The sequence below is a fragment of the Neiella holothuriorum genome, assembly GCF_019457915.1.
Classification (GTDB): Bacteria; Pseudomonadota; Gammaproteobacteria; order Enterobacterales; family Neiellaceae; genus Neiella; species Neiella holothuriorum.
On record NZ_JAHZSS010000001.1, the window covers coordinates 310,690 to 337,126 of the forward strand.

The following is a 26,437-nucleotide window of genomic DNA, read 5'->3' on the forward strand; positions in this document are numbered from 1 at the left end:
TAATTAATTTGTATTGCTGTGGCGTAAAAATTACATAATAACTGTGTGGGATTAGTGTTTTCTATTTTAACTATAATTAAAACATGTGGTTACGTTCTTTGTAACGAAACTTTTCAAAATCTTATTGTGACAAATTTAGGCGAAAAAAAACGCGGCCAATTGGCCGCGTTTTTTATTAACAATGTTTGCTTATTGCTCATCCAAGAAACTGCGTAGCAGCTCTGAACGGCTTGGGTGGCGCAACTTACGTAAAGCCTTGGCTTCAATCTGACGAATACGCTCACGGGTAACGTCAAACTGCTTACCAACTTCTTCTAGCGTGTGATCGGTATTCATATCAATACCAAAACGCATCCGAAGAACTTTTGCTTCTCGAGCCGTTAGGCCGGCTAACACTTCGTTAGTGGCATTTTTAAGGCTTTCTGAGTTGGCCGCTTCAGCAGGCAATTCAAGCGTTGTATCTTCAATGAAATCGCCCAAGTGAGAATCTTCATCGTCACCGATTGGGGTTTCCATGGAGATTGGCTCTTTCGCAATTTTCAATACTTTGCGGATCTTGTCTTCCGGCATCAGCATCCGTTCTGCCAATTCTTCCGGCGTTGGTTCACGACCCATTTCTTGAAGCATTTGGCGTGAAATACGATTCAGCTTGTTAATGGTTTCGATCATGTGAACCGGAATACGAATGGTCCGTGCTTGGTCGGCAATCGAGCGGGTGATCGCCTGACGGATCCACCAAGTCGCATAGGTTGAAAACTTATAACCACGGCGGTATTCAAATTTATCCACGGCTTTCATCAAGCCGATGTTACCTTCCTGAATTAAATCAAGGAATTGCAAGCCACGGTTGGTGTATTTCTTGGCAATCGAAATAACCAGACGTAAGTTTGCTTCAACCATTTCTTTCTTGGCGCGGCGAGCTTTAGCTTCACCAATCGACATACGACGGTTGATGTCTTTGATAACAATAATTGGCAGGTTTGCTTCTTCTTCAATCGCATTTAACTTGCCAATGCAGCGCTGAAGTTCTGGCTTCAGAGCTTCAATTCTTGCTGAATAGTCTTTGCCTGCGTTTGCTGCAACTTCAATCCATGTGCCGTCTGTTTCATTATTAGCAAAAGCTGAAACAAATGCTTTTTTCGGCATTTTTGCTTGTTCAACAGACATCTTCATGATCAGGCGTTCTTGGGTGCGAACTCTGTCCATGGTGGCGCGCATTTTCTTAACGAGCAGATCAAATTGCTTTGGAATGAGGCGGAATTTTTTGAATAGATCCGACAATTCGAGGATCTTAGCTTTGGTGTCAGCGTGATCGCGGCCTTTTTTGGCCAACGTTGCGCGCATGTCATCAAAGATGTCGCGAAGCGCAGAAAAGTTCTCGCGCGCTTCTTCCGGACATGGGCCGGTATCGACTTCTTCTTCCTCTTCGTCTTCATCTTTCTTGAGATCTTTGTCTTCGTCCTCAAGTTCTTCTTCTGATAACTCGGAGCCAACGTGGGTAGCCGTTGGTGCGGCATTGCCATCATCGTTTGGATCGACAAAACCAATAATGATGTCGGTTAAGCGAATTTCTTCAGCTTCAAATTTGTCCCACTGATCCATCAAGTGAGCGACTGTTGCTGGGTATTCCGCAACGGCACTCTGAACCTGATTAATACCATCTTCAATACGCTTAGCGATGACGATTTCGCCTTCGCGCGTCAGTAGTTCAACGGTTCCCATCTCGCGCATGTACATGCGCACAGGATCCGTGGTGCGACCCAATTCAGATTCAACACTGGCCAAGGCTTGTGCGGCCGCTTCGGCAGCGTCTTCGTCTTGGTTGGCTTCTGCCGCCATAATCAAATCATCGGCATCAGGCGCAGTTTCATACACCTTAATACCCATGTCGTTAATCATGCTGATGATATCTTCAATCTGATCCGAATCGACAATATCAGCGGGAAGGTGATCATTGACTTCGGCATAGGTCAAATAACCCTGCTCTTTGCCTTTTTGAACAAGCAGTTTGAGCTGAGATTGTTGGGTTTGCTCCATAGAGTCTTCCACTTAAACAGTATTGAAATTAGTGCTGTGCTGAACGCAGACGTAAGCGAACAATTATACGCCGATTATTGTCCTGCGGCCAGCCTGAATTGTTACTCTGGTGTCACTGTTTTAGGCTTGAGTGCCTGCAGCAGTGTCATGTATTCGTGACGCTCGTCGCGCGTCAGCTCTCCTTGCTTTTCTTTTAGCAGCAATTGTTCCAGCCGCTGCTCTAAGTATTTATCAATCAAATAGCTGTATGTATCGAGAAATTCCAGTTCAGCATTGTCATCGGTAATGCCTTCTCTGCTGATGGCTGCGAGCTTTGCTAGCGCGCCAAATGCTGGGTGCTCTCGATAGTATTCAAGCAGTTGCCCCGCATGGGCGACCTGCGCATTTCTGGCCGTGGTTAGCAGGTCAACAAACAAATCGACGCCTGCAATATCGAGTTTGGCCAACTCAGGTTGTGGCTCAACGGCATTCGCTAAGTTGGGTACTTGCAGCAACAGCGCGATAGCTTTTCGCACTGGGGTCATGGTCATTTTGTGTTGTTGGTTGGCGGTGCTGGTTTGACTATGTTGCTGTTTAATATGGCGCCCAAGTTGCTCTTGGGTCATGCCGACCAGCTGTGCGAGCTGATCTTGCATCATGTCAAAGTAAACACCTGGCGGCAGTTGTTCGATTAGCGGCTTTGCTGCTGCTACCAATGCACTTTTGCCGGCATCGGAAGCGGCGTTGTGTTCCGCTAGTAAATGGTCGAACAACACTTTCGATAATGGCGTGGCTTCGGCCAATAGTTGCTCAAAAGCGTCTTTGCCTTGCGCTTGTACCAAGGTGTCAGGATCTTCACCATCAGGTAAAAACACAAAGTCGAGCGTTAAGCCGTCACGCAATAAGGGCAGGGCGTTTTCCAATGCCCGCCAAGCGGCACTGCGACCAGCTTTATCTCCGTCGTAACAACAAGTGACATGACGGGTTTGACGAAACAGCAGCTGCAAATGTTCCGGCGTGGTTGCGGTACCAAGCGAAGCAACGGCGTAATCAACACCGTATTGCGCCAGTGCCACGACGTCCATATAGCCTTCTACAATGAGCACTCGGTCAATGTTGCGATGCGCTTGTTTGACTTCATACAGGCCATATAATTCCTGACCTTTGTGAAATAGCGGTGTTTCTGGCGAGTTCAGGTATTTGGGTTCGCCTTGATCTAATACGCGGCCGCCAAATCCAATCACTCTGCCGCGGCGATCGCGAATGGGGAACATGATACGGTCGCGGAATCGGTCGTAACGACGGCCGTTATCATTTTGAATGAGCATTCCTAGCTCGACCAACTGACGTTGTAACTGTTCAGTTGAGCCGAAGGTTTGTAACACGTTGTCCCATTCGGCGCCGGCGAAGCCAATGCCAAATTTCTTTGCTGTATCGCCGGTTAAGCCACGATTCTTAAGATACTCAACGGCTTTGGGCCCTTGCGCATGTTGTTTGAGATTTTGCCTATATTGCAGGCTGATCAGGTTCATCAGCTCATATTGATCATTGGTCAGCTGACGCGGTTGTTGCTTTTGTTGGTTGCCACTGCGTTCTTCGTATTGGACGTCAAGGCCGTGTTCGCGAGCCAACTCTTCAATGGCCTCGGGAAACTCTAACCGATCAAACTCCATCATAAAGCCAATGGCATTGCCATGAGCACCACAGCCAAAACAATGATAGAACTGTTTATCCGGTGAGACGCTGAATGACGGGGTTTTTTCGTTGTGAAATGGGCAACAAGCAGAATAGTTTTTACCGGCTTTTTTAAGCGGTACACGGGCATCGATCAGGTCAACAATATCGGTACGAGCGAGTAAGTCGTCAATGAATGATCGAAGTATAGCCATGCCGTGTCAGGTATCCTTTTGTCTTACAGAAAGACCAAATGATAAAGACAAACAAGCCGCACTTATAAAAAGCACGGCTTATTCGAAAGCTATCTGTGGTTTGGTTGCAAAATCAGGCGGTTAGCTTGGTGCGAACCTTACCACTGACTGCGCCCATGTCGGCGCGGCCCTGAAGCAAAGGCTTAAGAACACCCATGAGTTTACCCATATCCTGCATGCCTGCGGCACCGGTATCGGCAATGGCTTGGTCAATCAAATCATTGACTTCAGCCTCACTCAGAGGTTGAGGCAAGAACTGTTCAATAACAGTGATCTCAGCCAATTCTTTAGTCGCTAAATCATCGCGACCAGCTGCTTCAAATTGAGTCACTGAGTCTTTACGTTGTTTGACCATTTTGGTCAAAATCGCGATGACATCGTCATCATTTAACTCAGTGCGAGTGTCTACTTCTTGCTGTTTCACTTCAGACAAGATCAAACGCAAGGTGCCAAGACGCGGTTTATCTTTAGCGCGCATGGCATCTTTTTGCTGATCTTTAAGTTGAGCAATTAAAGCAGACACAATCAGACCTTTTCAGTCTCTAATTCGTAGCGAATTAGTACAAACGAACGCGACGAGCGTTTTCACGAGCCAGTTTCTTCTGGGCACGCTTAACAGCAGCAGCTTTTTTGCGCTTACGCTCAGTGGTTGGTTTCTCGTAAAATTCGCGACGACGAACTTCAGACAGAACGCCAGCTTTTTCACAAGAACGCTTGAAACGACGCAGCGCTACGTCAAATGGTTCATTTTCACGGACTTTAACAACAGGCATTAGCCAATCACCTCAAAACGGTATTTTCAATAGTTTATCAATCAAGCCCCTACCCCAGAGTAAAAGGAGTGAAATTAGAGCTCGGCGAAAAATGGTGCGGCATTGTAATCCGCTCGATTGGCATTGTAAAGGCCCTTTGCGTCTTAATCCTTCACAGGCTAAAATCCGCCTCCGCTTAACAACAAGTTAGAGGCTAATTCATGCGTGTTCTGGGTATCGAAAGTTCTTGCGACGAAACAGGCATTGCCGTTTATGACGATGAGCAAGGATTATTAGCACATCGCATTTATAGCCAAATTAAGTTACATGCAGATTACGGTGGCGTTGTGCCTGAATTGGCGTCACGCGATCATGTCCGCAAAGCCATTCCGCTCATTCGCGAAGTATTGGCCGAGGCGGATTGTACACCAGATCAGATAGATGGTGTGGCTTATACGGCAGGCCCAGGGTTAATTGGCGCGTTATTAGTTGGCGCAACGCTTGGTAACAGCCTAGCGTTTGCTTGGAATACAGCTGCTGTGCCGGTTCATCATATGGAAGGCCATTTACTTGCGCCGATGCTAGAAGAGGACGTTCCCGACTTCCCATTTGTCGCCTTGCTTGTCTCGGGTGGCCACACCATGTTGGTTGAAGTGGATGGCATTGGTGAATACAAATTACTTGGTGAGTCCATTGATGATGCGGCGGGAGAAGCGTTCGATAAAACAGCCAAATTACTTGGGCTCGATTATCCGGGCGGCGCTGCGCTGGCAAAAATGGCGCTTACTGGTACGCCAGGGCGGTTTAAATTACCACGGCCAATGACCGACAGGCCGGGTCTTGATTTCAGCTTTAGTGGCTTAAAAACGCATGCGGCCAATACCATTCGTGCCAATGATGCAGACCCACAAACTCATGCTGACATCGCCTATGCGTTTCAGGAAGCCGTTATTGATACCTTGATCATTAAATGCCGTCGGGCGCTTAAGCAAACGGGCTTGAATCGTTTGGTGATTGCTGGCGGTGTGAGCGCCAATATTGAGCTGCGTCGTCAGTTAGAAATTGAGCTGGGCAAACGCAATGGTAAGGTATATTACCCGCGGCCTGAATTGTGCACCGATAATGGCGCCATGATTGCGTATGCGGGGATGCAACGACTTAAGGCCGGACAAGTGGCGAAACAAGGCGTTGAAGTCTTTCCTCGCTGGCCGCTAGAAACGCTACCTGCAGTTTAAGAGTCTTTGCGATATGAGTTGTAGGCTTGGTTATTCAAACATAACCAAGCTTTATGGCCCCTGCATTTGCAACGGGAACGAGTAACAGTCGTTGTAATTATTTTTGCTCTGGCGGCTGGCTAGTTTTGCGTTGAGTTTTATCAAGGATGTGAGGCTCGGTACCGGCTAATAGTCGAGTAATATTCGCCCGATGTCGTACCACCATCAGTACGCTTAACATCAGTACCGGAATCCAATATTCAGGTTTGAGCCAATAGGCGTAAATTGGCGCCAGCGCGACGGTTACCAGCGATGCCAGCGATGAATATCGGCCCAGCAGTGCTGTGATGATCCAAGTCCCCAGCAGTAAACCGGTCATATCCCAACCAATAGGGCCAATGGAGCCTAATGCCGTAGCTACCGCCTTTCCACCCTGAAAACCAAAGAATATCGGGTACATATGACCCAAGCAGGCGGCAATGGCGATGAGCCCTAAACTCAATGGCGTTAAACCAAAAAAGTAACTGCCATAAACGGGGAGGGTGCCCTTGAGAATATCGAATAGTAAGGTGGCGACGGCCGGTGCAGTACCGCCAATACGATACACATTGGTTGCGCCGGGATTGCCAGAGCCTTCGCTGCGAGGGTCGGGAAGGCCAACCACACGACAAATTAATACAGCACTACTGATTGAACCGAACAGGTAAGCGGCAACAATCATCAGTCCTGTTAATAAAGTCTCTGTCAGCATTTGATCCATTGCGTAACTGGGGTATATTCGGCCCAAAATAAGGCGGTAGCCTACAACGCTAGCATGGCTTACCCTATCCGACCAGCCAAATAGGCTAATAGCAGCAACCCCTAACTTGTGAGTTTCAAGCATCAATGGACACTGTGTTTATCCAAGGTCTGAGCGTCGATACCGTCATTGGTGTTTACGATTGGGAAAAGAAAATTCAGCAAACGCTACTGTTTGATATTGAGATGACTTTTGATATTGCCGCAGCCGCTGCAACGGATGATTTAGCTGATACGTTGGACTACGAAGCGGTATCAAATCGAGTGATGGCGCACGTAAAGGCCGCTCGTGTCGAATTGCTGGAAACCCTAGTCGAACAAGTGGCGCAACTCATCATTGGTGAGTTCAATGTGGCAAAGGTCGCAATCACCTTGCATAAGCCCGGAGCGGTCAAAGCTGCCAAATCTGTTGGTTTGCGCATTGTGCGCACCGCGGAGTAAGTCATATGGCGCAAATTTTCATTAGTGTGGGCAGTAACCAGCAGCCGGAGCTTTATATTCGTGCCGCGCGACAAGCGTTGGCACAGGCCTATGGGGAGCTTTTGGTCTCTCGCGTTTTTGAAAGTGAAGCGGTTGGTTTTGCCGGCCCGGTATTTCTCAATTTGGTCATTGGCGCCCATACCCAAGAATCACCACAAGCGGTTGCGCAACGGCTAAAAACAATCGAGCTGGCCAACGGCCGCAAAAAAAATGCTGAAAAATTCAGCAATCGAACCCTTGATTTGGATCTGCTGCTGTATGACGATGTGATCTCGGTCAAAGGCGTTCAAATCCCGCGTCACGAAATTACCGAAAATGCATTTGTGTTGTGGCCGCTGGCCGAGGTGGCTCCGCAACATCGTCATCCGGTCGTCGGCCAAACCTATCAAGAGATGTGGGATAACTACCCACATCAACAGGTGTTAACGCCAATTCCATTCGATTGGTAGTCATTGATTGTTTTTGCAAGGAAGCGCAATGTCAGTATTCGAAGCCATTATGTTAGCCCTGATTCAGGGGTTAACTGAATTTCTCCCAATTTCCAGCTCTGCTCACCTGATTTTACCGTCACAAGTTTTTGGCTGGGCCGATCAAGGTCTGGCGTTTGATGTGGCGGTGCACGCGGGGTCGCTGATTGCTGTCGTAGGCTACTTTCGTCACGAAGTAAAAAGTCTGTTTTTAGCCTGGTGTGGCTCGTTGGCGGGGCAACAGACCGGCGAATCTCGACTGGCTTGGAGCGTTATTCTTGCCACTGTGCCTGCCGTGATTATAGGGCTTAGTTGCTCGTCGTTGATTGAAGGCTACCTACGCTCCACGTGGGTTATTGCGGTAACGACATTAGTGTTTGCACCGCTGCTGTGGTGGGCCGACCGTTACAGCAAAAGTGAACGCGATGAATATAGCGTTGGTTGGCGCCAAGCCATCATATTGGGCTTGGCACAGGCGATGGCTCTGATCCCAGGGACTAGCCGCTCGGGCATTACAATTACGGCAGCATTAATGTTGGGGATGACCCGTAAGGCTGCGGCTCGCTATAGCTTTTTGATGTCGATTCCGGTGATTTTGTTGGCCACCGCGAATCGTACAATGGCATTGCTGGATTCACCGGAGCAAGCGGATTGGAACATGCTGCTGCTTGGCGCCGTACTGGCGGCGATTAGTGCTTATCTGTGTATTCACTTCTTCTTAAAACTGATTGATCGCATTGGCATGACGCCGTTTGTGATTTATCGAGCGCTGCTGGGAATTGGCTTACTGGCCTTTGGCTGGTGGCAGCTGTAACGGAGGGCTGCAATATGGAATGGCGTTGTTGGCCTTACCACATCAGTACCGACAAGTCGCAGCTGCAGCTTGATGCTATCCATCACTACTTGACTGGCAGTTATTGGGCCGCAGGTATCACTAAGTCGCTGGTGAAGCGAACGATTCAAGGGTCGCTGTGCTTCGGAATCTACCGAACAACAGGTACTTATATCGAGCAAATTGGTTTTGCTCGAGTGATTACCGACGGCGCTTCATTTGCTTATCTGGCTGATGTGTATGTGCTAACACCACACCGCGGCAGCGGGCTGTCAAAATGGTTGATGCACTGCGTCAATCAACACCCTCAGTTACAAGGGCTGCGCCGGTTTATGTTGGCGACGCGAGACGCTCACGGCCTGTATGAACAGTTTGGTTTCTCTACGGTGACCGATGCCAGCACCTTGATGATGCGTCATCAGCCCAATATCTATCAACGCTAGGCGACCGCCTGCCAATCAATTCAATAATGCTTTGGGTGTGGCTTTGAAATGCCGTTTGAACTCCCGACTAAATTGGGACGGGCTGCTGTAACCCACCTGATGGGCGGCATCACTGGCACGTTTGCCTTCGTTAACAATCAATTCTTTTGCTTTATTCAACCTGACTTTTTTCAGGTATTGCAGCGGCGATTCGCGAGTGACTTGCCGAAATGCCCGGTGAAAAGCCGACACACTCATATTGGCGCTAGTCGCCAGCTCATCCACCGTTAGGTTGTCGGCGTAAGCGGCATGGATGCGGTTCAACACGCGCGCAATTCGTGCGTAATGGCCGTCATGCTGGGCTAAGTCGAACAGCACATGGCCGTTTGGCCCAACTAACGTGAAATAGATAATCTCGGCCACAATTGCTGGCCCAATAATGCTGGCTTCGGCATCTGTTTGCAGGGCTGTCAGCAAGCGAGCCACAGCATCGGCTAGGCGTGCATCAAGTTGTGCTGCGCGTAAACCAAGCTCTGGGTTACAGCGTTGGCAGGGGTGCCCGTTGCCAAATCGTAGCAGTTGATCCACTTGTTGATGCAGCAGCGTAGGATCAACATCGATATTCAGACCCAGTAAAGGCTGCTGTTGCAACGCAAACGCCTCGCATTCAATGGGCATGGGCACGCCCAATACCAAATAATCACCTGCGCCATAATCCACGTGTTGATCGGCTAAGTGGATGGTTTTGGATCCTTGACCCAGAATAATGATGCCAGACTGATAAAGCAGCGGCTGCCGCTCACAACCTGTGGTTGAACGATAAAAACGTACGCCGGGTACGGTCGTTTCTGCCACGCCTTCCAGTGAATTAAGACGTTGGCTGTCGACGTACGACTGCATTAAATGTGCAAGCATGATGCTCATTAGCAAGTTTGTTTGTGGTCATGAAACCACAAATTGGCAGGAATAGGCAATAAGTTGCCATTTATACCGGTTAATAATTAAGTTTATTGACACTAATATGCTTGTCATTGGTTGCGGGTGGCAAGCCCGAACATAACACTGTCAGAACACAGAGGCTGATTATGAAATTTTCATACGTTAATCCAACTCAGATCCATTTTGGTCAAGGCCAAATTGAGGCGGTTACTGAATCTATTCCATCGACGAGCAAAGTACTGCTGATCTACGGCGGTGGATCTATCAAGCGCAATGGCGTTTATGACCAAGTGACTGCCGCTCTGAGTGAACATCAGTGGGTAGAGTTTTCTGGTGTGGAGCCGAATCCAACCCGCGAAACCATGGACAAGGCCGTGGCCATTATCAAAGCACAAGGCATTGATTACATTTTGGCAGTTGGTGGCGGCTCAGTGATTGACGGCTCTAAGTTTGCGGCAGCGGCGGCTAAATATGACGGTGATAGCTGGGATATTATGACCGGCGCGCATCAAGTCACCGAAGCACTGCCCCTTGGCTGTGTACTCACACTGCCAGCTACTGGCTCTGAGTCTAATGGTGCAGCAGTAGTGACCAAAGCGGCCACCAAAGACAAGTTAGCGTTTATTACGCCAGTGGTTCAGCCAAAGTTTGCGGTGATGGATCCGGATGTGATGAAAACCTTGCCTGAACGTCAGTTAGCCAATGGTATTGTTGATGCGTGGGTTCATATCTGCGAGCAGTACTTAACTTCCCCAGCAGGCGCCATGGTGCAAGACGGTTATGCTGAGGCGCTGCTCAAAAATTTACGCGTGCTAGCCAGTCAGTTCGATCAGCGAGACAACGACCAATGGCGAGCTAACTTGATGTGGACGGCCAATCAGGCACTTAACGGTTTAATTGGTGCCGGTGTTGCGCAAGATTGGGCGACTCACATGATTGGGCATGAACTCACTGCGTTGTATGGCGTTGATCACGCCCGCTCATTGGCGATTGTGCAGCCGCACTTATTGCGCAATCAAATGAAATACAAACGTGGCAAGTTAGAGCAAATGGGCCGAAACGTGTTTGGCTTAACCGGCGGTGATGATTTAGCCGAGCAAACCATCGTCGAAATCGAGCTGTTCTACCACAGCTTGCAAGTGGCAACGCAATTAACCGAGCACGAGAGCGACAAGGCACATGCAATCGACGCGGTCATCGGTCAGTTAGAAAACCATGGCTTGTTAGAGCTTGGCGAAAATCAATCGATTACCTTGAGCGAGAGCCGAGAAATTTTGCAGATGGCCGTTGCAGACTAATTTCAAGTGGTTATCAGTGACCAACGGTGTGCTTAAGGCACGCCGTTTTTTTAGCTCGTTTGGAAATATCAGCGAATGTCATCGGGTGGGAATACAAAGTGCTGCAAGAGGAACTCTTCTTCCAAAGGAGACAGATCAAAGCGCAGCGAAGCCTCTTCGACGGCTTGGCAGTCATGGGCATGAAAATCAGACATCCAACGAATCGCTTTGCGCAGTGATTCGCCGTGAATCCGTAAACCTGGGTGTTGCGTCAACATCATCGACCTCCCCATCATTTAAGTCTAATGGCTTATGATGATTGAGGTGTTCATATTTTGAACAGTGGTTCACGTTTCTGGCAATTAATGCTCAGGCTTGAATTAACCCTGAAGCTGAATATGGCTGTGGGCTTGTTTGATGTCGGCAACAACGGCGATGCGGCGCTTTCCTAGCTCCTGTCGGATCGCTGGGCCTTTTATGCCATCGGCAATAATGGCTTGAACATCAACGGCGCTGGCAGCCTGATAGCATTGCCGCAAGTAGTCACCTTGCGGATAAGGCAGGGTTTCAAAGTTTAATCGGCCCCGATGATCGGCCTCACAGGCCACTAAAAATTCGTTAAAACGCTCTGGCTTACGCCACGCATCGACTTTATCGAGCATGTTCACGATGGTGTCGGGGCGCAAATCAAACGATCGATGAACGATGCCGTGCAGCTCGCCAACAAATAAAGCTAAATCACGATGGTCGTTCGGTAACTTGAATCGATCACATATGTCATTGATGAGCGGCAAACCAAGTTTTTCATGGCCACGGTGCGATGGCCAGTGCTCCGGTGGCGTGATGGCTTTGCCAAGATCGTGGGTGAGTGCGGCGAAACGAATGTGGCTCTGCTCGGTCAGGTTGGCAGACTGCTCTAGCACCATCATTGTGTGAATACCGGTATCAATTTCCGGATGCCAGCGAACTGGGTTCGGCACGCCGTACAAGGCTTCAAGCTCAGGAAACAATACCTCAAGCGCGCCGCATTGACGCAGCGTCTGAAAATAAACTTGCGGGTTTGGCCCCACGAGGCTGCGCTGCGTTTCTTTCCATACGCGCTCGGCGGTCAGGTGATCAAGCTCGCCATTACCGCTTAATTGGCGCATGAGTGCCAAGGTTTCATCGGCAATGGTAAAGCCATGGCTATGGTAGCGGGCGGCAAACCGCGCCACGCGCAATACCCGCAGCGGATCTTCCACAAAGGCATCGGAAACATGCCTTAGCACGCGTTCGGCAAGATCGCGTTGCCCGCCGTAGGGATCAATCAAGCTGCCATCTTCGGCTTGAGCAATGGCATTAATGGTTAAATCGCGCCGGAGTAAATCTTCTTCTAACGTCACATCAGGGCTGGCATTGACGGTAAAGCCGCCGTAGCCATGGCCTGCCTTGCGTTCGGTACGGGCAAGAGCGTGCTCGTCGTTGGTTTGTGGATGCAAAAATACAGGAAAGTCTTTGCCAACTTGGGTAAAGCCTTGGGCTAGCATTTGTTCTGGTGTGGCACCCACAACAACCCAGTCCCGATCGATGACCGGGTAGCCAAGTAATTGATCGCGAACGGCGCCACCTACCAGAAAAATTTGCATACTGTGCTCTTCACTAACTGCCTGCTTTGGATAGATCGCAAAGCCTACCATTGCTGGAAAACATCGTACATCGGAAATCGCTCCCTGATGTTTGACGGCTTGGCCTGCGGGGAGTTGCTTTGACAAGTGTAGGTGCAGGCGATACCTTGACGCCATCGCAAGGATAGAATGCCATTATGTATACCGAATTTTTCGGCCTGTCTGAGGTCCCGTTTTCCATTGCCCCAGACCCGGCTTACCTGTTTTTAAGTGATCGACACCGCGAAGCGTTGGCGCATCTGACCTTTGGTTTTAACGATACCGGCGGCTTTGTGCTGCTTACCGGTGAGGTCGGCACGGGCAAAACAACCGTATGTCGTTGTTTATTAGAGCAACTGCCTGCCAATACTCGTACCGCCTTTATTCTCAATCCGGCACTGGATGCACAAGAGTTACTGGCGGCTATTTGTGATGAATTGCACCTGCCTTATGATGCCCATCTGGACACCATCAAGATCTTATTCGATCGGCTTCGTGATCATTTGCTTGAACGTCACGACGATGGCGAAAATACGGTGTTGATCATTGATGAAGCACAGCACTTGCGACCGGAAGTATTGGAGCAGCTGCGCTTACTCACCAACTTAGAAACCAATAAGAAAAAACTGTTAAAGGTTGTTCTCATTGGCCAGCCCGAATTACAAGAGCTGCTGCGCCAGCGCGAATTGCGACAACTTGCCCAGCGCATTACCGCTCGTTATCACCTGTTGCCGTTAAGCCGTGAAGAAGTGATTCAGTATGTTCAGCATCGCCTTAAAGTTGCCGGTTGCCAGCGTCCTATTTTCACTCGCAATGCACTGAACCAGCTGCATAAGCTCTCTGACGGTGTGCCTCGATTAATTAACTTACTGTGTGATCGGGCCATGTTGGCAGCCTATGCGGCGCAGCAGTGGCAAGTGGACGGCAAGTTACTCAAAGCGGCATCGCGAGAAGTGCAAGGCTTGGTAGAAGATACCGGCACGCGTAACAATTGGTTGTGGCAGAGCATTTCGGCCGCCGCTTTGGTGGTGATCGCCGTAGTGACCATTTGGCAATTCTGGCCCATGCCACAAGCTGAACCCGTGGTTGTTGAGGCTGAAGCAGAGTCGGATTGGTTAGCTAGCGCTCAGCAAAGCCGTAATCTACCTCAAGGCTTTAAAGAATTAGCAGCAGTTTGGGGCGTGAATGAACCGCGTTCGGATTGCCAGAGCCTGCGCCGTTATGGCCTGCAATGTTTATGGGGGCAGCAGCCTATTAATCGGCTGCTGGTATTAGAGCACCCAGCGTTGCTGAAACTGGAAGACGAGTCTGGCATGCAGTTTTATGCGGTGTTGGTAGGCGTGCAAGGTGAGCGCGTGCGCTTGCATATGGCGGGTCAGCAACTTGAAACCGATATGGATTGGCTACTGGCGCATTATCAGGGCTCTTCGGTATTAGTGTGGCAACCGCCGCAAGGGTATTTGGGTAGCATTGGAACCCATGCTAGCGCATCACAAATTCAGTGGCTTGAAACTCAGTTGAGCTTCCTGCAAGGGCAAGCGCCGCGAGTACTTCAACAATACGATGCGCAACTTGCCGAACGAATTCGCTGGTTTCAATTAAGTCAGAATTTAGAGCCGGATGGCATTGCTGGTGATCATACGCTGATCCAGCTCAATGCTCAGATGGGTGATGTGCCCGTTAAGTTATCGCAGGAGTTGTAAATGTCGTACATCTTAGATGCGCTCAAACGCAATGCCAGCGATGCGCAAGTGGGTGATGTGCCCAGCTTACATACCCAAGCCGGCATTGATCAGGCTAAGTTGCGCTCGACTTGGTGGCAACCGGCAGTGGCATTGCTACTGATTGCTGGTGGTTTGAGCTTTTGGTTGCAGCCTTGGACACGCCAACCTGAGCCTGCAGAAATGCAAATTGTTGAAGCGCCAGAGCCGAGAGTCGTGGTGCTCGATGTTATTGATTACAGTGACTATCAACCACGATCGCCCATTGTTGTGCCAGTGATCGCGCCGCAACCTGCAAAGCCTGTTGTTGAGTTACCACGCGAGCCTGTTAATGCGGGAATTGCTGACGGTGAACAAGAGCCGTTAGTGGCTGCCGACGAGCAAGAAGAACGACTTGGCGGTGATGCCCTAGCGGCGTTGTTCAAACAAGCCGTAGAGGCAACACATGATGCCAGTCCGCAAGCACAGCAGGAGGCGGCTACCGCCGATGTGGTGCCGTTAACCCGTAAGTCCCAAAGCTTCCAAAACCAAGTGCCGGTTATGGAGTTTAGCGCCCACTCGTACTCGTCAGATCCGCGTAAACGTATGGTCAAAGTGAACGGCAACGAAATTCAAGAAGGCGGCTGGATTAACGATTCGGTGCAAGTTGTTGCCATCTTACCGAACAAGGTCGTGATGGAAATGCAGGGTGAGCAATTTACCTTACCCGCGTTAAGTGACTGGTAGTTTTTGAGCACAGCCGAAGTCAAATAACCAAGTGTCTATAAAAACGCCGCTATTGTTTGCACAGTAGCGGCGTTTTTAATTGTTCGGCGTTTGTTTAACTAGGCGTCGCCCAAACTCAACAAGTTGGCATTACCGCCAATTGCTGTGAGGTTGTTAGTGACGGTACGTTCAGTCACGAAACGTTGCAGGTAGTGTGGCCCGCCAGCTTTAGGGCCTGTTCCAGATAAGCCCTGACCACCAAACGGCTGTACGCCAACCATGGCGCCAATTTGATTCCGATTGATGTAGACGTTGCCGACTCGAACTTGTTTGGCAATTCGCTGCGCTAAGCCTTCATTGCGGCTATGGATGCCTAATGTTAAGCCAAAACCTGTGCTGTTAATGTCAGCAATCACTTGCTCCAATTGGCTCGCTTTATAGCGAACTAAGTGAAGAATGGGGCCAAACTGCTCTTCTGTGAGTTGCTTAATACCATCGATTTCAATCAAGCTAGGTGGCACAAAATAGCCCGACTGCTTTGACGGCAACGGCGTTTGATATAGCAATTTGCCGTGTTCGCTGATGTGCTCAATGTGCGCCAATAGTTTCTGTTGAGCGGCACTATCAATCACTGGCCCCAAGTCACTGGCATAACTGGCAGGTAGCCCCACTCGTAGTTCGGCCATTGCGCCTTGTAACAACTCGATGACGCGCTCGGCAATATCATCTTGCACATACAGCACACGCAAAGCTGAGCAGCGTTGACCTGCACTAGCAAAAGCCGATTGAACGGCATCTTTGGCCACTTGCTCGGGCAACGCCGTACTATCGACGATCATGGCGTTCTGACCACCTGTTTCAGCGATTAGTGGCACAATCGCGCCAGCTCTGTTCGCAAGCGCTAAATTAATTCGTTTAGCGGTGGCCGTGGAGCCGGTGAAACAAACGCCGGCAATGCGTTCATCTTCACTCAATGTTTGGCCAACCTCTGCACCTGGGCCTGGCACCAGCTGAATCACCTCATTAGGGAAGCCGGCTTCAAGCATCAATGCCACCGTGCGGTGAGCTATCAGTGACGTTTGCTCGGCGGGTTTTGCCACCACAGTATTGCCAGCGACTAACGCTGCGCTGATCTGACCTAAGAAAATGGCCAATGGAAAGTTCCATGGGCTGATGCATGCAAACACTCCGCGACCTTCGAGCGACAAGGTATTCGATTCCCCTGTTGGGCCGGGCATTAATTGGGGTTTGGCGAAAAGGGCACGGCCTTGTTGGGCATAATAGCGACAGAAATCGACCGCTTCGCGCACTTCATCAATACTGTCTTGCAAGGTTTTACCGGCTTCGCGCACACACAAAGCAATCAATTCATCACTATGTTGCTCGAGCAGATCGGCTAATTTTTCCAGTGCCACGGCGCGGTGTTCAATCGGCGTTTTATGCCAATTGGCAAATCCCGCGTGAGCGGCAGCAATGGCTAGTTCGGTTAAGTTTCTATCGGCATCGTGTACCTGACCTACTAGCTCTTGGGGCTGAGCCGGACAGTTAACAGGGCGGCTGCTCGTATCGAGCTGGGTGACACCATTGATCACGGCGCCCGCTTGCCACTCATTGTTTGACCAAGCCTCTAACGCGGCTAAAAACGGCTCGCGCATGCACGACATGTGTAGATTGATGCCTGCAGAGTTGATGCGATCGCTAAAGAGCGCTTCGGGCATCACAATTTGATCGTTGGCCAAGCTCGCTTTTTCTTTTAATTGCAGTACTGGATGAGCTGCAAGTGCTTCAGGGGCAACTTTCGGATCGAGCAATTTGTGAACAAACGACGTGTTGGCGCCATTTTCAAGGAGTCGGCGCACCAAGTACGGCAGCAAGTCTTTATGATCACCAACGGGTGCATAAATTCGACAGCGAGCGTTGTGGTTTTGCTTAATCAAGGCGTATAGATCTTCGCCCATGCCGTGTAAGCGCTGGAATTCAAAATCTCGCTCGCCCGCAAAGCTCAGGATGCTAACCACGCTATGGGCGTTGTGCGTTGCAAACTGAGGATAAATATTGCCCTTAGTGGCTTCAGAGAGTACATAACGCGCACATGCGAGATAGGAAACATCGGTTGATGCTTTGCGCGTGAACACTGGGTAGTAAGGTAAGCCCAGCTGTTGCGAAAGTTTAATTTCACTATCCCAATAAGCGCCTTTTACGAGTCGAATTGGGATCTCATCACCTTGCTCTTGAGCCAAAGCATTTACCCACTGTAATACCGGCAGGGCGACTTTGGAGTAGGTTTGCACTACCAAGCCCAGCTGCCCCCAGCCTTGCACGTCAGGGTGGTGGTAGAGGCGTTCAAACAAACGCAGAGCCAACTCTTGTCGGTCCATTTCTTCGGCATCAATGGTGATACCAACATTTAATTCACGGCCTTTGTTGATTAGCACCAACATGGCATCAAGCATTTCCGATAGCACACGCTCTGCTTGTGGCTCTTCGTAACGCGGATGCAGGGCCGATAACTTAATGGAGATCGACGCCGAATGAGGGTTGCCACTGCCTCTATGTTCTGCAATTTGTTCAATCGCGGCCATATAAGCGTTGTGGTAACGAGCTGCATCAAGCGCCGTTAGTGCTGATTCACCGAGCATATCAAAGGAATGCCAGTAGCCTTCTTTACGGTCGGCTTTAGCCGCTTTTAGAGCTGACTTAATGGTGGTGCCAAGCACAAATTGTTTGCCCATGATTTTCATGGCGGCATACATGGCTTTGCGGATCACCGGCTCGCCCATTTTACTCACCAACTTGCTGAATAGCTTGTCGGGTTCGTCATCCAATCCAGCTGGCGAGGCAACGACTTTTCCGGTCAGCATGAGCCCCCAAGTGGACGCGTTGACAAAAAAGCTGTCGCTGGACTTTAAGTGTTGAGACCAATCGGCTGTTGATAATTTATCGCGGATTAATGCATCGGCTGTTGCTGGATCAGGAATACGGAGCAGCGCTTCGGCGAGGCACATCAAGATGATGCCCTCGTGGGTTTCGAGGCTGTATTGTTGAAGAAATGCGTCGAGGCCGTCGCCGGTATTGTTCTGACGAACTTGTTCGATCAGTTGAGCCGCTTGCTCACTATGAGAATGCGCGAGCTGAACATCGTCAGGTAACAGCGCGAGAAGCTGTTTTATGACGTCATTTTCGGGTTGTAAAAAGAAGGCGCTAATGTGCTGTTGGATACTATCTGCAGCGATTTTAGCGGGAAACATCAGGCTGCTGGCGTCAGTTGAAATCTCTACTTCCTGAATCATGACAAGACCTCATTACATTGTCGGTAGTGTTGAACGTTGTTGGCAGACATAACAAGGGAGTGTCATGACACCCCCTTTGTACTCTGCTCTTGCAATTAACCTAAGCGTTCAACTGAATCGTAATGAGCTGCCGTTCAGTTTGAGTTGCGTGCCATTACATCCAGTTGTCCTGCTTTTTCTTGCGGCGCGGTAAGAAAGACAAAATTACGCCTAACAATAAGCCGCCGCCGGCTACCAGTGCGCCGTTGATAAACCACTGCATCTCAATTTCATCGGTGTAACCGTTGAGTTGCTGCTGCAGTACGTCGCGTTGTTTATTGGCTTCAAGAACCGATTGTTGTTGCTGGTTGAGCTGCTGTTGTAAGTTGTCAATCTGATTGGACAGTTGCGCAATCTCATTTTTATCAGCATTTATATCGCTGCTCACAGCCACAAGCTTTTGGTTCAATTCCTCAATGATTTGCTGCGAGGTTTGACCTTGCGCCAGCGAGGCGGCTTCAACCCAACCTTCACGTTCTCGATCATCACGGATTTTTACAAAGCTTCCGTCATCACTGGTTTCAAGCAAGATTACTGGGGTTGATGCGTTGACACTACCAACGATTCGGAATTGTTTTCCGGCACCACTGTGCATAAATGTGTACAAATCTTCGCTAATAAAATAGTTGCTTTGAGTTTCTGCTTTGCTTAACCCAGCAAACGACAAAACGACTAAGAGAAGACTAAAAATAGAGACAGAACGGAGTGATTTCATAAGATCAAATAAAGCGAACATTGCTTATTATCAGGTGGCTCCATGCTAGGAAGATGTGAGCAGAAAAACAAGAGGGAGCTGACGCTCCCTCGAATGTTTCATCGTTCCCATGACCTTAGTCACGGCTCATGGGCATCCGCATCTAGCCAAAAATGCCTTTTAAGATGTAGAAGAAGATGATCGATAGGATGGCGCCGGCAGGCAAAGTTACAACCCAAGACACCACAATGTTACGCACAACGCTTAGGTTCAAGGCTGCAATACCACGTGCCATACCTACACCCAATACTGCACCCACCAAGGTTTGAGTTGTCGAAATTGGTAAACCGGTACCCGAAGCAATTACTACGGTAGAGGCGGCGGCCAGCTCGGCAGCGAAACCGCGGCTTGGCGTCAGGTGAGTGATGCCTTTACCAATGGTGGCAATGACTCGATGACCAAAAATTGCCAGACCAGCCACAATACCAACGGCACCGAGAGGCAGAATCCACCAGGCGAGAGCTGCTTTCTTAGTGATTTCACCATCATGCTGAATAATGCTAACAACGGCAGCTAGTGGACCAATGGCGTTTGCGACGTCGTTGGAGCCGTGGGCAAATGCCATACAGCAAGCCGTTAGTACCATCAGAACCGCAAAAATACGTTCGAGGTTCATGAACATGGTGCGGCGATCGGCTTTTTCATCCATCTTCAAGCGACCAATGACAAAAGCACCAACCGCGCCAATGACAACTGCAATGGCAATCGCCAAGGTGTAGGCTTCTAGGTTATCAAGGTTAATACCGACGTGCTTAAGGCCCTTCTTGATGGTAACCAGCGACATCACGAAACCAGCAAAGGCCATGTACATAGGCACAAAGCGCTTGGCTTGGCGGATGGGGTTTTCGGTATCAAAGATTAATTTTTGCGCTGACTGAAAGATGAGATACGCCAAGAAGCCTGAAATTGCTGGTGTGACAACCCAACTACCAACAATACCGCCTACTTTGCCCCAGCTGACCGAGTCAAAACCGACACCAACAGCAGAGAAACCAACAATCGCACCAATAATCGAGTGAGTGGTGGATACCGGCCAGCCCAAGTAGCTGGCAACCAATAACCACAAACCTGCGGCCATTAGTGAGCCGATCATACCGAACACTAATAATTCGGGTACATCGGTGTAATAGCCAGAATCAATGATGCCTTTGCGAATGGTGCTGGTGACTTCGCCACCGGCTAAGTAGGCACCCGCAAATTCAAAGATCATTGCCACGATAATGGCTTGTTTAATTGTTAGAGCTTTTGAACCGACAGATGTACCCATTGCATTGGCTACATCATTGGCGCCAATACCCCAGGCCATAAAAAAGCCTACGATAGCGGCAATCGCAATCAACATCGGGCCGTGTTGAACTAAAACGTCAACCATGAGAAATCCTCAACGCTTAATCAGTAATTATTATGAGCGAGACAACATTTGTTCCAAGCGACCACCGGCAGAATCTGCGCGGTTGGCGATCGAGCCGATTTGCTCGAACATTTTGTATAGGAACATGACATCAATAGGGTTCATTTCGGACTCGAGCTTGAGCAATTTACCACGCAGCAAAATTTGCATGTGGTCAGTATCGTCTTCAATGACGTCGAGTTCACGAACCATGTTTTCAACGAGATCAGCTTCGCGACCGGCAAAGCCAGTTTCGAGCAGTTCATCGAGTTCGTTGACTGCCTTCTTCGCCTGAGATACGGCATCAATACAGCGAGCAACATAGGCGATAAAGTCAGTTTGGAGAGGGACAGGCATTTCTAGGCTACGACCAATGACCGGGCCCGATACATCTTTGGCTAGATTGGCCATACGGTCTTGTTGACCGAGCAATTCGAGCATGTCGGTACGTTCTACTGGCATAAACAAACCAGCAGGCAATTTAGAGCGAGCTTGAGCCTTAAGATCATCGGCATCTTTTTCTGCTTTTGAAATTGAGCGATGTAATTCTGCAGCTTTTACCCAATCTTTTTCGATAACTGCTTCAAAAAATGGGATTAACCCTTCGCAGCACTGGTGAACTTTATTAATATGCTCTACCAGAGGTTTAATCGGTGATTGGGCAAACACACCCATAATATTCGTTAGTGGCATGATTCATCCTTATCCGTGCAAGCACGGTTATTGATCGGCGCGCATGTTAACCGAAACGATTAGCTGTTGATACACCCTTAATAAGAATAGGCAGATTTTGTTAGTCCGATCGGCTTTAAAGCTGCTTGGAATCTGAAAAAAAACATGGATACAGAGATTGAGTTAAAGCTGTTGGTTGACCCCAATGACTTGCTAGCACTCAGCAATTGGATGCAGCAGCGTCCTCAGGTCATCAAGAATTATCAACGCCAACTTGGCAACATTTATTTTGATACGCCTGATCGTCGCTTACGGCAATTAGACTGTGGTCTGCGTGTTCGCACCGTTGATGATCGCTCGGAGCAAACCTTAAAAACCGCCGGTAAAGTCATCGGCGGCCTGCACGCGCGACCGGAGTATAATATTCCGATTGATGGCCGCCGACCTGATCTGTTCCTGTTCGAACGCGATATCTGGCCTGATGATCTCGAACTCAATAACCTCCAAGATGCTCTGATTTCCCAATTCACGACCAATTTCACCCGCCAAACTTGGCTCTTGAGCTACAGCGATGATGCCATTGTTGAGGTGGTGCTCGATCACGGCGAAATATGCAGTGGTGATCGCTGTGTACCGATTTGCGAAATGGAAATGGAGTTGGTTAAAGGGCCACCATCATTACTTTTCAAGCTGGCACGTAAGGTTTGCAAAAAGTTTGATGTCAGACCCGGCCAAGCCAGTAAGGCTGCTCGCGGTTATAGCTTGCTTGATGGTGCTCCTGATCCAACGGCTGAGCAGCTCCCGCTGTTATCGCTGACGTCAAGCCACACGGTTGAACAAGCGCTCATCGAATTATCCAGTGCAGCCCTGCGTCATTTACAACTCAATCAGGATGTATTTTTTGCCAATCGCAGTATCCAAGCGCTGCAAGAAGTGCGTCATGGTTTGCTGTGGATGCTGCAAATTCGCCACTACTTTAATGAAGTAGTGGACGAAGCCTCGTTGAATTTACTGGCCAATGCCAAAATCTGGTTGGTAAAACTGCAATGGGTAGCAGATGCCTTGTATCGCGAGCAGATCATTGAGCAAAAAGATCAGTACATGAAACGTCTTGAAGACAAAAAGAAAGTCCGCAAAGTACTGAAAGACAATGATGAGACTACCAATAGCAATTTAGCCTCGGCCTTGTTAACCAGCCGCGACTATAGCCAATGGTTGTTGCAGTTAAGCGAGTGGCTCAGTTGCCAACAATGGCGTTTAGAAGGCCAGCCGCAACCTGAACTTGATGAGTCGGTGACTAAACTGGCGCAGCGGGTGCTCGATCATTCAAAAAATTACGTCGCAGAACGTTTTCCGGCCGAGCAATCACTTAATTCGGCCGATTGCGCCAAAGGGTGTGAGCGTTTAGAGCGGGCTTTGCTGAGTGGCAATTGCTTCCGCCGCTTGTTCGATCCCGATGCTGAGTCGGCTTATCGTGGCCCGTGGCAAGATATGTTGCATGGTTGTCAGGAATTAGCGCTGCTCGACTACTTACAGCGAACGGCCAAAGGCATTGAACTCAAAGATGGTGACGCGTTTGAGCGTTGGATTATGCGTAAGCGCCAGTCATGGCTAGAGTTAGTGGATCAAAGCAAACAAGTCGCGCTAGCGATGGAGCCTTACTGGCGCTAAGCCCAAGGCTGCTTTTTATGCTGGCTCGCCAGCTTCCCAATAAGGAATAACTATGGCGATTGAGCCTGTCGTTTCGCCCGTCACCATGCCGGTTCCTTGGCAAACCTTGACGGCCGAACTGCAACAGCATGGCCTGCAACAATGGCAAAAATTAGCAGACGATCACGATGTTGAAGCCTTGGAGCCTTATAAGCAGCAGCTTTGTCATGCGATGGCGTTATCGGACTTTCTTTTCGAAATCATCAATGCTCAACCCGCGATAGTCGCCGACTGGTTAGCAGCAGGAACGCTGGCCACGCCGCTTAGTCATGTATCGATAGCCAAGACCATTCAAGACGCGCTGGCAGATGTTGATAATGAACCGGCGCTCATGTCGCAACTGCGAAAAGCCCGTAAACAAATTCAATTTCATATTATCTGGCGTGATTTATTAGGCGAAGCCAGTTTAGATGAAGTGTTGGAAGCAACATCGGCATTGGCAGACGAAGCCATTTGCCAAGCCAATGACTGGCTCTATCACGATTTAACGAAACGTTGGGGCGTGCCTAGCAATGCTGACGGCAAGCCACAGCCACTGCTGATCATTGGCATGGGTAAGTTGGGGGGCGCAGAGCTTAATGTGTCGTCTGACGTTGACCTTATTTTTACCTATCCAGAAGCTGGCCAAACACAAGGTGTGCGACGGCAGCGCGATAATCAGGAATTTTTCATTCGGTTAGGTCAGCGTTTAATCAGTGCGCTGAATCAAGCGACTGCCGATGGTTCGGTATTTCGAGTTGATATGCGACTGCGCCCGTTTGGTGATAGTGGCCCATTGGTCATGCCGTTTTCAGCATTGGAAGATTATTATCAGCATCATGGCCGCGAGTGGGAACGCTACGCCATGGTAAAGGCGCGCGTGCTTGGCGCCAACAATGATTATGCCGCCGAACTCAAACAAATGCTGATGCCATTTGTTTATCGCCGTTATATCGATTTCTCAGCCATTCAGTCGCTGCGCAAAATGAAACTCTTGATTGAGCAAGAAGTACGACGCCGCCAATTAGCGGGCAACGTTAAGCTTGGCGCTGGCGGTATTCGAGAAGTGGAATTTGTGGCGCAAACGGTTCAACTGATGCGCGGTGGTCGCGCACCAGAGTTGCGCTGTCGCAACTTACTGCAAACCTTACAAGTGATCGATGAATTGGCTGCATTGCCCGATACGGACATGGCAGCATTAGCCAACGCCTACCGTTACTTACGCAAATTAGAGCATGCCTTGCAAGGGCTTGCCGATGCTCAAACCCAAACTTTACCGGATACTGATTTCGCCCAACTTCGCGTGGCCGCCATCATGGGATGTGATGACTGGCAGCAACTGAACAAGGCACTTGATGAACAACGTCAGCACGTCAGACAAGCGTTCGGTCAGGTTATTGGTGAGCCGCCAGGCGATGACGATCCAGCGCCAGAAGTATTGCAAGTGATGCCGTTGTGGCCCGATGTGTGGCAACAAGAGTTAGTCGAAGGCGCCTGTCAGGAGCTAAATATTGAGTCTTCGGAGCGCTTCCTCAATCCGCTACAAACGTTTTACGACAAGACCAAAAAGCGTCAGCTTGGCCCGCGTGGTCGCGATGCACTAGAGCGTGTTATGCCGCTTGCTCTGGCTATTGTGTGCCAAACCAAGCAGCCCGCAACTACCTTGGCGCCGGTGCTTGGCGTTATCGAGACGGTACTAACGCGAACCACATACCTTGAGTTACTGCTAGAAAACCCTAAAGCTTTGCAACAGCTTGTTAGCTTGTGTGAGTCGAGTAGCTGGATTGCTTCTGAGTTAGCGAATCATCCAATGCTATTGGATGAATTGCTCGAGCCTGCTCAACTCTATCGACCAACAGAATTAGAAGCGTACGGCGATGAATTACGTCAGTTCATGATGCGTATTGATGACGACGATCTTGAACAACAAATGGAAGCGCTGCGTCATTTCAAACAAGCGCAGCAATTGAGGATTGCTGCTGCTGATGTAACTGGCGGTTTAGCTGTAACCAAAGTAAGCGATCACTTAACGCGCTTAGCGGAAGTCTTACTCGACTATTGTGTTCACGCGGCATGGGCTCAGCTCACCGAGCGTCACGGTACACCAGATGGTATTAATAGTGCGGCGCAATGCATTGCGGTGTTGGGTTATGGCAAGCTCGGTGGCTTTGAGCTGGGCTACGGTTCGGATCTTGATATTGTCTTTTTCCACATGGTGCCGCGCGGCGTGACAACCGGCGATAAGCCGATAGATACCACCCAATTTTTAGTCAAGCTAGTTCAGCGATTTAGCCACTTAATGACCACGCGTACCCACTCTGGCGAGTTGTATGAAATTGATTTACGCCTACGTCCTTCAGGCGCTTCTGGGTTGTTAATCACTCATTTGGATGCATTGGCTGAATATCAGAAACAAGAGGCTTGGGTGTGGGAGCATCAAGCGTTGGTTCGCGCGCGAGCCGTCTTTGGCGCGCCGCAATTACACGAAGCATTTGCCGAATTACGTCGTGAAATAGTGTGTTTGCCACGGAATATGAATGAGCTTGCTGTAGAAGTGGTAAAAATGCGCCACAAAATGCGCGAACACCTCGGCTCTGACGATGAGTCTAAATTCGACTTGAAGCAAGATCCGGGTGGCATTGCTGATATTGAATTTATCGCCCAATACTTAGTGTTGGCATTTGGCCAGGCGCTGCCAAGTATGGCCGACTGGTCGGATAATTTGCGTATTTTCGAAACCGCCGCAGAGCAGCAATTGTTGACGACGCAGCAGGCCGGCCAACTAACCCATGCGTACTGTAGCTACCGCAATCGAGGTCATCACCTATCCTTACAAAATCAAAAAGCAATGGTATCAGCAACGGAGTTTGGCGATGAACGTCAGCAAGTTATGGCGGTATGGCAGCATTTGTTTGCTGATGTTGAGCAGCGTCTTTAGCAGTCACGCCAAAGAAAATTGCCAGCAGACCTTTGAAGCAAGCAAAGCGGGCGTCAGTGCGGCGCTAAGTTTTTCTGGCAGTTGTGAGCGCGGCATGTTTCAACTGGCGCTCACCATGCCCGAAGGCCAGCAGCAAACGCTTTATGAAGCCTATCATCAGCCAATTTCCGCAATTTGGCTGGAAAAACTAACGGGCAAACCACAACCCGATTTAGTGATGTTGCTAGAAGCCGATGGTCATTTTAAAGGGCTGCTGGTGTACAGCTGGGTTAATAACCATTACCAAAAGCTAGCCATCAAGCAGCCCGAAGCCAGCCTTCTTGAAGGCTATGATCAGCAAGATCGCGTGTATGTGCGCTGGGGCGAATTGGTTCGTCAGATTAAACTGGCCGATCCCGATAGCGCCGGCTGGCGCCGGCTGCGTTATGACTTTGCTCAAAAGCTCTGGGTTGAGTCGAATTAGATCTGCCG

Annotated in this window: 23 protein-coding genes; 11 read left to right on the forward strand and 12 right to left on the reverse strand. The window is 49.5% G+C overall.

The window, feature by feature from the left end:
- Positions 1-189 precede the first annotated feature (189 nt).
- The 4 genes from rpoD to rpsU form a co-directional block, all read right to left on the reverse strand.
- Positions 190-2,037, reverse strand: a complete 1,848-nt coding sequence (rpoD, locus tag K0504_RS01425) for an RNA polymerase sigma factor RpoD (protein ID WP_220102353.1) — start codon at positions 2,035-2,037, stop codon at positions 190-192.
- A gap of 101 nt (positions 2,038-2,138) precedes the next feature.
- A complete protein-coding gene (gene dnaG / locus K0504_RS01430; RefSeq protein WP_220102354.1) occupies positions 2,139-3,905 on the reverse strand; it encodes a DNA primase in 1,767 nt (588 codons plus the stop codon).
- A 112-nt stretch (positions 3,906-4,017) separates the two neighbouring features.
- The gene (locus K0504_RS01435; protein ID WP_318837906.1) at positions 4,018-4,467 is read right to left on the reverse strand and encodes a GatB/YqeY domain-containing protein; all 450 of its coding nucleotides are present in this window, start codon (positions 4,465-4,467) and stop codon (positions 4,018-4,020) included.
- Positions 4,468-4,501: 34 nt separating this feature from the next.
- A complete protein-coding gene (gene rpsU / locus K0504_RS01440; RefSeq protein WP_220102355.1) occupies positions 4,502-4,717 on the reverse strand; it encodes a 30S ribosomal protein S21 in 216 nt (71 codons plus the stop codon).
- 200 nt (positions 4,718-4,917) lie between these two features.
- Here rpsU and tsaD point away from each other — a divergent pair, with 200 nt between their 5' ends.
- Positions 4,918-5,931 carry a tRNA (adenosine(37)-N6)-threonylcarbamoyltransferase complex transferase subunit TsaD gene (gene tsaD / locus K0504_RS01445; protein WP_220102356.1) on the forward strand — a complete coding sequence of 338 codons (1,014 nt, stop codon included), beginning with the start codon at positions 4,918-4,920 and terminating at the stop codon, positions 5,929-5,931.
- Between the two features lie 97 nt (positions 5,932-6,028).
- On the opposite strand, the gene plsY is transcribed toward tsaD, so the two are convergent.
- Positions 6,029-6,661, reverse strand: coding sequence for a glycerol-3-phosphate 1-O-acyltransferase PlsY (gene plsY / locus K0504_RS01450; RefSeq protein WP_220102445.1), 633 nt, complete (start codon positions 6,659-6,661; stop codon positions 6,029-6,031).
- A gap of 134 nt (positions 6,662-6,795) precedes the next feature.
- Between plsY and folB the strand changes: the two genes are divergently transcribed.
- Genes folB through K0504_RS01470 form a run of 4 tightly spaced genes read left to right on the forward strand, consistent with a single transcriptional unit; the run spans position 6,796 to position 8,930 of the window.
- The gene (folB, locus tag K0504_RS01455) at positions 6,796-7,149 is read left to right on the forward strand and encodes a dihydroneopterin aldolase (RefSeq protein WP_220102357.1); all 354 of its coding nucleotides are present in this window, start codon (positions 6,796-6,798) and stop codon (positions 7,147-7,149) included.
- A 5-nt stretch (positions 7,150-7,154) separates the two neighbouring features.
- Positions 7,155-7,637 (forward strand): 2-amino-4-hydroxy-6-hydroxymethyldihydropteridine diphosphokinase, encoded by a 483-nt coding sequence (folK, locus tag K0504_RS01460; protein ID WP_220102358.1) that lies wholly within the window; start codon positions 7,155-7,157, stop codon positions 7,635-7,637.
- A gap of 28 nt (positions 7,638-7,665) precedes the next feature.
- On the forward strand, positions 7,666-8,469 hold the full coding sequence (locus tag K0504_RS01465; protein ID WP_220102359.1) for an undecaprenyl-diphosphate phosphatase: 804 nt from the start codon (positions 7,666-7,668) through the stop codon (positions 8,467-8,469).
- 14 nt (positions 8,470-8,483) lie between these two features.
- Positions 8,484-8,930 (forward strand): GNAT family N-acetyltransferase, encoded by a 447-nt coding sequence (locus tag K0504_RS01470; protein ID WP_220102360.1) that lies wholly within the window; start codon positions 8,484-8,486, stop codon positions 8,928-8,930.
- 15 nt (positions 8,931-8,945) lie between these two features.
- On the opposite strand, the gene K0504_RS01475 is transcribed toward K0504_RS01470, so the two are convergent.
- Positions 8,946-9,824, reverse strand: a complete 879-nt coding sequence (locus tag K0504_RS01475) for an AraC family transcriptional regulator (protein WP_225917892.1) — start codon at positions 9,822-9,824, stop codon at positions 8,946-8,948.
- Between the two features lie 170 nt (positions 9,825-9,994).
- Here K0504_RS01475 and K0504_RS01480 point away from each other — a divergent pair, with 170 nt between their 5' ends.
- Positions 9,995-11,146: an iron-containing alcohol dehydrogenase gene (locus K0504_RS01480; RefSeq protein WP_220102361.1), complete on the forward strand. Its 1,152-nt coding sequence runs from the start codon at positions 9,995-9,997 to the stop codon at positions 11,144-11,146.
- A gap of 68 nt (positions 11,147-11,214) precedes the next feature.
- On the opposite strand, the gene K0504_RS01485 is transcribed toward K0504_RS01480, so the two are convergent.
- Together K0504_RS01485 and K0504_RS01490 are read right to left on the reverse strand one after the other, a co-directional pair.
- Positions 11,215-11,406 carry a hypothetical protein gene (locus K0504_RS01485; RefSeq protein WP_220102362.1) on the reverse strand — a complete coding sequence of 64 codons (192 nt, stop codon included), beginning with the start codon at positions 11,404-11,406 and terminating at the stop codon, positions 11,215-11,217.
- A 99-nt stretch (positions 11,407-11,505) separates the two neighbouring features.
- The gene (locus K0504_RS01490; protein ID WP_220102363.1) at positions 11,506-12,750 is read right to left on the reverse strand and encodes a multifunctional CCA addition/repair protein; all 1,245 of its coding nucleotides are present in this window, start codon (positions 12,748-12,750) and stop codon (positions 11,506-11,508) included.
- Between the two features lie 176 nt (positions 12,751-12,926).
- Here K0504_RS01490 and K0504_RS01495 point away from each other — a divergent pair, with 176 nt between their 5' ends.
- Together K0504_RS01495 and K0504_RS01500 are read left to right on the forward strand one after the other, a co-directional pair.
- Positions 12,927-14,471 carry an ExeA family protein gene (locus K0504_RS01495; RefSeq protein WP_220102364.1) on the forward strand — a complete coding sequence of 515 codons (1,545 nt, stop codon included), beginning with the start codon at positions 12,927-12,929 and terminating at the stop codon, positions 14,469-14,471.
- Positions 14,472-15,215, forward strand: a complete 744-nt coding sequence (locus tag K0504_RS01500; RefSeq protein WP_220102365.1) for a general secretion pathway protein GspB — start codon at positions 14,472-14,474, stop codon at positions 15,213-15,215.
- A gap of 98 nt (positions 15,216-15,313) precedes the next feature.
- On the opposite strand, the gene putA is transcribed toward K0504_RS01500, so the two are convergent.
- The 4 genes from putA to K0504_RS01520 all read right to left on the reverse strand — a co-directional run bounded on the left by putA (position 15,314) and on the right by K0504_RS01520 (position 21,360).
- Positions 15,314-18,442 carry a bifunctional proline dehydrogenase/L-glutamate gamma-semialdehyde dehydrogenase PutA gene (putA, locus tag K0504_RS01505; RefSeq protein WP_220102447.1) on the reverse strand — a complete coding sequence of 1,043 codons (3,129 nt, stop codon included), beginning with the start codon at positions 18,440-18,442 and terminating at the stop codon, positions 15,314-15,316.
- Between the two features lie 196 nt (positions 18,443-18,638).
- Complete coding sequence (locus tag K0504_RS01510) at positions 18,639-19,238, reverse strand: TIGR04211 family SH3 domain-containing protein (protein WP_220102366.1); 600 nt, start codon at positions 19,236-19,238, stop codon at positions 18,639-18,641.
- Positions 19,239-19,380: 142 nt separating this feature from the next.
- On the reverse strand, positions 19,381-20,649 hold the full coding sequence (locus K0504_RS01515) for an inorganic phosphate transporter (RefSeq protein WP_220102367.1): 1,269 nt from the start codon (positions 20,647-20,649) through the stop codon (positions 19,381-19,383).
- A 30-nt stretch (positions 20,650-20,679) separates the two neighbouring features.
- Positions 20,680-21,360, reverse strand: a complete 681-nt coding sequence (locus K0504_RS01520) for a TIGR00153 family protein (RefSeq protein WP_220102368.1) — start codon at positions 21,358-21,360, stop codon at positions 20,680-20,682.
- A 144-nt stretch (positions 21,361-21,504) separates the two neighbouring features.
- Here K0504_RS01520 and K0504_RS01525 point away from each other — a divergent pair, with 144 nt between their 5' ends.
- From K0504_RS01525 to K0504_RS01535, 3 genes are read left to right on the forward strand one after another with little or no spacing between them, the layout of a single operon-like run.
- A complete protein-coding gene (locus tag K0504_RS01525) occupies positions 21,505-23,010 on the forward strand; it encodes a CYTH domain-containing protein (RefSeq protein WP_220102369.1) in 1,506 nt (501 codons plus the stop codon).
- A 52-nt stretch (positions 23,011-23,062) separates the two neighbouring features.
- On the forward strand, positions 23,063-25,966 hold the full coding sequence (glnE, locus tag K0504_RS01530; RefSeq protein ID WP_220102370.1) for a bifunctional [glutamate--ammonia ligase]-adenylyl-L-tyrosine phosphorylase/[glutamate--ammonia-ligase] adenylyltransferase: 2,904 nt from the start codon (positions 23,063-23,065) through the stop codon (positions 25,964-25,966).
- On the forward strand, positions 25,902-26,429 hold the full coding sequence (locus K0504_RS01535; protein WP_220102371.1) for a hypothetical protein: 528 nt from the start codon (positions 25,902-25,904) through the stop codon (positions 26,427-26,429). Before glnE ends, K0504_RS01535 begins: the two co-directional genes overlap by 65 nt.
- Positions 26,430-26,437: the final 8 nt, after the last annotated feature.